This window comes from Frankia sp. CcI49, from assembly GCF_001983215.1.
Lineage (GTDB): Bacteria > Actinomycetota > Actinomycetes > Frankiales > Frankiaceae > Parafrankia > Parafrankia irregularis.
Map to the genome: position 1 here is coordinate 1 of NZ_MOWP01000069.1, position 6,507 is coordinate 6,507.

Below are 6,507 nucleotides of genomic sequence, written 5' to 3' on the forward strand. Positions count from 1 at the left end.
GCCGCGGTGGAGGAGGATGTCCACCTTGTGGGGTTGTCGGTGCTGTCGGGTTCGCATATGAACCTGGTGCCCGAGGTGCTGGACGGGTTGCGGGCTGCGGGGCTCGGGGATGTACCAGTGGTGGTGGGTGGCATCATCCCGCCTGCCGACGCGGACAGGCTGGCCGCGCTCGGTGTCGCGGCGGTGTTCACCCCCAAGGACTACGGCCTGACCGAGATCATGCGAGGGATGGTGAACATCGTGCGCACGGCGAACGGCCTCGCCGGTGCCTGACCCGTCGGCTGCCGACCCGTCCGGGCCTCACCCGGGCGGGCTCGGCCTGTCCGCGGCCGGCCTGTCCGCGGCCGGCCCGTCCGTCGCTGGCCCGTCTGGCGCCGGGAGCTCCGTGGCCGGCCCGTCCATCGCGGATGCGGTGGCCCTGGCGACCTGGGCGCACAACGGCCAGCTGGACAAGGCGGGGGAGGCGTACATCGGGCATCCGCTGCGGGTGATGGAGACCGTCGGCCGCACGGCCGCCGGTGCCGGTGTCGACGTGGCGCACGCGCGGATGGCGGCCATCCTGCACGACGTCGTGGAGGACTCCGACCTGACCGTGACCGGTCTCGCCACTGCGGGATACCCGAGCGAGGTGGTCGCGGCGGTGGACGCCCTCTCGCACCGCGACGGCGAGCCGGTGGAGTGCTACCTGGCGCGGGTGGCGGCCGACCGGATCGCAGTGGTGGTGAAGCGCGCGGACATGGCCGACAACTCCGACCCGGTGCGCCTCGCCCGGCTGCCCGCCGAGCGGGCGCGGGAGCTCACCATCCGGTACGCGGGCCGCCGGCGCCTGCTCGACGACCTGGTCGTGCGGAACAACGCGGTGGTGCGGAGCAACGCCGCCGCCCGTCGGCTGCCGGGGAACGGGCCGGCGGCAGGGGGACCACAGGACCACGGGGCCGGGCACGAAGGCTCCTGACCCGGCAGGATACGGTCGCGCCATGCGCCTCGTCATCGCCCGCTGCAGTGTGGACTACGTCGGTCGGCTCAAGGCGCACCTGCCCAGTGCGGTTCGGCTGCTGCTGGTGAAGGCCGACGGCTCGGTGTCCATCCACGCGGACGGGCGCGCCTACAAGCCGCTCAACTGGATGAGCCCGCCGTGCGCGATCGTCGAGGCCGAGGGCGTCTGGCGGGTGACGAACCGGGCGGACGAGCAGCTGGTGATCTCGATCGAGGAGATCCTGCACGACTCCACGCACGAGCTGGGTGTCGATCCGGGGCTGCGCAAGGACGGGGTCGAGGCGCACCTGCAGGTGCTGCTCGCGGACCGGCCGGACGCGATCCGCGAGGGACTGACGCTGATCCGCCGGGAGTACGAGACGGGCATCGGCCCGGTCGACCTGCTCTGCCGGGATGTCGACGGTTCCACCGTCGCGGTCGAGATCAAACGGCGCGGCGAGATCGACGGGGTGGAGCAGCTCACCCGGTACCTGTCCCGCCTCGACGACGACCCGGCCCTGCCGCACCCGGTGCGCGGGATCCTGTGCGCCCAGTCGATCACGCCGCAGGCCCGGGTGCTCGCGGGTGACCGTGGCATCTCCTGCGCGACCGTGGACTACGACGCGCTGCGTGGGCTGGAGCCGTCCATCCCCACGCTGTTCTGACCCGCTGTTCCGACCCGCTGTTCCGGCCCGCTGCCGGGCGCTGTCCCGGCGCGGGGCCCTGACCCGGCGGCAGTGTTCCTACCACGGGCGCCGGCGGGTTTTCAGGGTCTTCATATGTGGCAGATTTCGTCACGATCACAGGCTCCTGCGTCGTGAATCTGCGACGATCCGGTCATCCGAGCGCGCGACGCCTCCGCCAGAGCCGCGCGCTGTGGACGGGACGCGCGGACCCTGGGACGAAGGAGCGCTATGGGCCAGGACACTTCCCTCGGTGAACTGACGAAGATCGGAGTCGTCGGTCTGGGGACCATGGGGGCCGGCATCGCGGAAGTGCTGGCCCGCGCGGGCATCGACGTCGTCGGCGTCGAGAAGGACGACGAGGGCCTCGCCCGCGGTCGGGGGCATCTGGAGCATTCGACCCAGCGGGCCGTTGACCGGGGCAAGCTGACCACGCAGGAGCGCGAGGAACTGCTGGCCCGGGTGCACAGCGGCACCGATCTCGCGGCCGTCGCCGACTGCCCGCTGGTGATCGAGGCCATTCACGAGCGCCTCGACGCCAAGCTGGAGCTGATCGGCCAGCTCGACCAGCTCTGCCCGCCGGCCACCGTGATCGCCAGCAACACCAGCTCGCTGTCGGTCACCGAGCTCGCCGCCGCGACGCACCGGCCTTCGCGGGTGCTCGGCACCCACTGGTTCAACCCGGCTCCGGTGATGGGACTGGTCGAGGTGGTCGGGACGGTCGTCACGGATCCTGCCGTGCTCGACGGGGTGCGGGAGCTGCTCGGCCGGGTCGACAAGACGGCGGTGTCCGCCGGCGACCGGGCCGGCTTCATCGCCAACGCGCTGCTGTTCGGCTACCTGAACAACGCGGTGCGGATGYTGGAGGCGCACTACGCGACCCGGGAGGACATCGACGCGGCCATGCGCTACGGCTGCGGCCACCCGATGGGTCCGCTGGCCCTGCTCGACCTGATCGGGCTCGACTCGGCGTACGAGATCCTCGAGTCGATGTACCACCAGTCGCGCGACCACCTGCACGCCCCGGCGCCGCTGCTCAAGCAGCTCGTCACGGCGGGGATGCTCGGCCGCAAGACCGGCCGCGGCTTCTACACCTACGCCGCGCCCGACTCGCCGCAGGTGGTCGACGAGGCCGGCGCGACCGAGGTCGCCGGGGTGACCGCGCGGCCGGTCCGGCTGGTCGGCGTGGTCGGCACGGGCACGATGGCCACCGGCATCGTCGAGGTGCTCGCGCGTTCCGGCTACGACGTCGTGTACCGGGCCCGTTCGGACGACAAGGTCTCCTCGGTGCGCAAGCGGCTGACCGAGTCCTTCGACCGGGGCGTCCACCGCGGCCGCCTCACCACCGAGGACCGCGACGCGGCGCTGGCCCGGGTGACCGGCACGACGGAGCTCGACGCGCTCGCCGACTGCGACCTCGTGATCGAGGCCGTCGTCGAGGAGCTGGGGGTCAAGCGGGCCCTGTTCGCCGCACTTGACGAGGTCGTGAAGCCCGGGGCGATCCTCGCCACGACGACGTCCTCGCTGCCGGTGATCGAGTGCGCCACGGCGACCGGGCGGCCGCGGGACGTCGTCGGCATGCACTGGTTCAACCCGGCGCCGGCGATGCGCCTGATCGAGGTCGTGCCGACCGTGCTGACCGCGCCGGACGTGACCGCGACGGTGCTCGCGGTCAGCCGGGCGGCCCGCAAGCATCCGGTGGTGTGCGCGGACCGCGCCGGGTTCATCGTGAACGCCCTGCTGTTCCCCTACCTCAACGACGCGGTGCGGATGCTGGAGGCGCACTACGCCACTGTGGAGGACATCGACACGGCGATGACGGTGGGGTGCGGGCATCCGATGGGGCCGTTCGCCCTCGCGGACGTCGTCGGCCTCGATGTGACCCTCGCGATCCAGCGGACGCTCTACCTGGAGTTCCGGGAGCCCGGCTACGCCCCCGCCCCGCTGCTGGAGCATCTCGTCAAGGCCGGCTACCTGGGCCGAAAGACGGGGCGGGGATTCCGCGACCACTCGCGCTGAGCCGGTACGGAGGAGGTCACTGACCGAAATCCGGGATTGATCACCGGGCGGGCCGGTCGGCAGGCATGTCTACGATGTCGGCGGGTGGGCATGCGGGCGTCGCACGCACGAATGGCGGCGTCTGTGCCGGCCGCCCGAACCGGTGAGGAGGACGGCTGTGGCCATGGTGGACAAGGACGCGCTGCGCGACTTCGGCCGTGAGGTGGCGACTTTCCTGCCCGACCTGGTCGTGATGCTGCGCCGGGTGCTGGCGGACCCACGGGTGCCGCAGTCGGCGAAGCTGGAGGCGGGCGCCGCGCTGGCCTACCTGGCGTCGCCGAAGAACCGGCTGACGAACTTCATCCCGGTGATCGGCCAGCTCGACGATGTGGCCGTGGTGGCGTTCGCGTTCCGCCGGCTGGTCGTGGGGGCCGGCGAGCCCATCCTGCGGGAGCACTGGCGCGGCAGCGACCGTGCGTTCCACGCGCTGATCGGTGCCTCGTCGGCGCTCGCGAGCCCGGCGGGCATGCTGCGGCGGGCGAACGTGGCCCGCACCCTGGCCGGCGCCGCGATGCAACGGGTGAGCGGGCGCGGCGGAGCTGGCGGGGGCGCGGAGGACCGCGGCGGCGCGGCGGGCACGATCAAGGTCGTGGACGGTGAGGTCGTCGGCCGATCCGTGCCGGACGGTGACATCGGCGGTCGTTGAGATGCGCCACGGTGGCCTCGGCGACACCGCGGGAGGCGGTTCGGGTGCGGGCACCGCGGGACGCGGTTCGGGCACAGGCAGGGCGGGTGTAGGCGAGGTGGGCGCAGGCGGGGCGGGCGCAGGCGGGGCGGGCGAGGTGGACGGGGCGGGCAACGCGGACGAGGCGGACGAGGGCTGGGTCGTTCGGCCGGTCACCGGGGCTGCGACCACGAAGGCGTACCGCTGCCCGGGCTGCGACCACCTCATCGAGCTGGGCACGCCGCATCGGGTGGTGTGGCCGGTGGGCGCGCTCGACGATCGCCGCCACTGGCACACCCCCTGCTGGGCACGCAGGCACGCGCGCCCGGATCGTTTCCGGCGCGGTGGTCGGCGGGGCTAGCCGGCTCGACGGGATGAGGATGTTGCTCGCCGCAGGCCTGCCGCGGCACGGTCCCGATCAAGATCGGTAGTCGGTCGTGCCGGTGGGGTTCGCATTCCGGTCCGCTGGGACACCGCTGAGCCCGGTAGTCGGTTTGGCGAGTCGCAGGAGTGAACGATTTCGGTCGTTCCGACGACCAAAATCCTTCCTTCTTGCGGTTCGCCAGGCGCGTCTCCGCCCTTTTGTCCCTCTTGAGGTGAATGGCTGACGCGCTGTGGTGGCGTGGGATCCCCGGCGGGCAGCGGTGCGGGCGGTGGCGGTGGCGGTGCGGCGGGTGGCTGTGCGGGTGCGTGCGTGGGGCCGGACGCCTGATGCCGGGGGCCGGGGCGGGGGCGTCTGGGGTGAAGCCTGCCGGGATGGCACTAGCTGTGTGCCGAGGCAGCCGTCTGGGTGGATGTGGTCTCGCCGGCCGTGAGCGCTCGCGGCGTTGACGAGGCCTGCAGTGGTGCGGTCGCGGCGGTGAGCCGGTCCCGCAGCGCGCCGAGCTGGGCCGTCACCTGGTCGTGCAGCGCGCCGAGCTGGGCGGTGACCTGGTCGCGCTGGTTCTCGAGCTCGGCGAGGCGCCGGGCGGACTCGCCCTCCAGCTGGGCCGCGGTCGCGCGCGCGGTCTCGACGACCCGCTCGGCCTCGGCCAACGCTGTGCCGACGATGTTCTGGGCCTGGTCCTCGGCGTCGCGCACCGTTCGGTCGCGGGTGTGCTCCGCCTCGGTGACGATCCGACGGGCCTCCTCCAGCTGTGCCTCGGCGTCCCGGGTCCGCTCGGCGCGGACGGTCGCGGCCTCCTCCTCGGCGAGCTGGAGGATCTGGGTGATCCGCCCGCCGAACTCCTCCCAGGCCGGCCGGTTCGCGGCGAGGTCGTCGCGCACCCGGGCCGCCTCGGTGGCCGCCTCGGAAGCGGCGGCCTCGGCGGCGGCCCGGTGCGACTCCGCCTCACGCAGCTGCTCGACCAACCAGTTGACGTGCGCATTCACCTGCTGCGGATCGTAACCGCGGCGCACCAGATCGAACCCGGGAGCACCTTCACTGTCACCGGGCATCGGAATGAGATCGCTGTGCTCTGTCATAGGGCCTCAGCATCTCAGACGGGCAATCGCCGGGTGACAGGAGCTTGGGCCTGGGCAGGCCCGGGACACAGGTACTTACACGCCGCGGAAGCGGTTGATTGCCGTCAGGTGACGAGCCCGGGTCTGCTCGTCACGAACACCCAGCCCCTCCTCCGGCGCCAGGCACAACACCCCGACCTTCCCCTGATGCGCGTTGCGATGCACATCGAACGCCGCCTGCCCCGTCTCCTCCAACGCATACACCCTCGACAACGTCGGATGGATCAACCCCCGCGCCACCAACCGGTTCGCCTCCCACGCCTCCCGATAGTTCGCGAAATGCGACCCCACGATCCTCTTCAGACTCATCCACAGATACCGGTTGTCGTACTCGTGCATGAACCCACTCGTCGACGCACACGTCACGACCGTCCCACCCTTACGCGCCACGAACACCGACGCCCCGAACGTCTCCCGCCCCGGATGCTCGAACACGATGTCCGGATCCTCCCCACCCGTCAGCTCCCGGATCCGCGCCCCCAACCGCTTCCACTCCCGCGGATCCTGCGTCACCTCATCCGACCAGAACCGATACCCCTCCGCCGCCCGGTCGATCACCAGCTCCGCCCCCATCGACCGACAGATCTCCGCCTTCGCCGGCGACGACACCACACACACCGGAAT

Annotated in this window: 8 protein-coding genes; 6 read left to right on the forward strand and 2 right to left on the reverse strand. The window is 72.0% G+C overall.

Annotated features, from left to right (window positions below):
• The 6 genes from CcI49_RS39320 to CcI49_RS39345 all read left to right on the forward strand — a co-directional run.
• Nucleotides 1–273 (forward strand): cobalamin-dependent protein (locus CcI49_RS39320; RefSeq protein ID WP_198955764.1); only part of this gene is annotated, 273 nt, incomplete at its 5' end.
• Nucleotides 266–955: an HD domain-containing protein gene (locus tag CcI49_RS39325; RefSeq protein WP_076834832.1), complete on the forward strand. Its 690-nt coding sequence runs from the start codon at nt 266–268 to the stop codon at nt 953–955. The genes CcI49_RS39320 and CcI49_RS39325, both read left to right, overlap by 8 nt.
• 22 nt (nt 956–977) lie before the next feature.
• Nucleotides 978–1,640 (forward strand): endonuclease NucS, encoded by a 663-nt coding sequence (gene nucS, locus CcI49_RS39330; RefSeq protein ID WP_006545636.1) that lies wholly within the window; start codon nt 978–980, stop codon nt 1,638–1,640.
• 249 nt (nt 1,641–1,889) lie between these two features.
• Nucleotides 1,890–3,677 (forward strand): 3-hydroxybutyryl-CoA dehydrogenase, encoded by a 1,788-nt coding sequence (locus CcI49_RS39335; RefSeq protein WP_054565070.1) that lies wholly within the window; start codon nt 1,890–1,892, stop codon nt 3,675–3,677.
• 157 nt (nt 3,678–3,834) lie between these two features.
• Complete coding sequence (locus CcI49_RS39340; protein ID WP_076834835.1) at nt 3,835–4,362, forward strand: DUF1232 domain-containing protein; 528 nt, start codon at nt 3,835–3,837, stop codon at nt 4,360–4,362.
• 136 nt (nt 4,363–4,498) lie between these two features.
• On the forward strand, nt 4,499–4,741 hold the full coding sequence (locus tag CcI49_RS39345; RefSeq protein ID WP_116437631.1) for a hypothetical protein: 243 nt from the start codon (nt 4,499–4,501) through the stop codon (nt 4,739–4,741).
• Between the two features lie 401 nt (nt 4,742–5,142).
• On the opposite strand, the gene CcI49_RS39350 is transcribed toward CcI49_RS39345, so the two are convergent.
• Both CcI49_RS39350 and CcI49_RS39355 read right to left on the reverse strand, forming a co-directional pair.
• Complete coding sequence (locus CcI49_RS39350; RefSeq protein ID WP_054565068.1) at nt 5,143–5,844, reverse strand: hypothetical protein; 702 nt, start codon at nt 5,842–5,844, stop codon at nt 5,143–5,145.
• A gap of 75 nt (nt 5,845–5,919) precedes the next feature.
• Nucleotides 5,920–6,507, reverse strand: a 588-nt coding sequence (locus tag CcI49_RS39355) for a zinc-binding dehydrogenase (RefSeq protein WP_158230901.1), incomplete at its 5' end; no start/stop codon positions are given.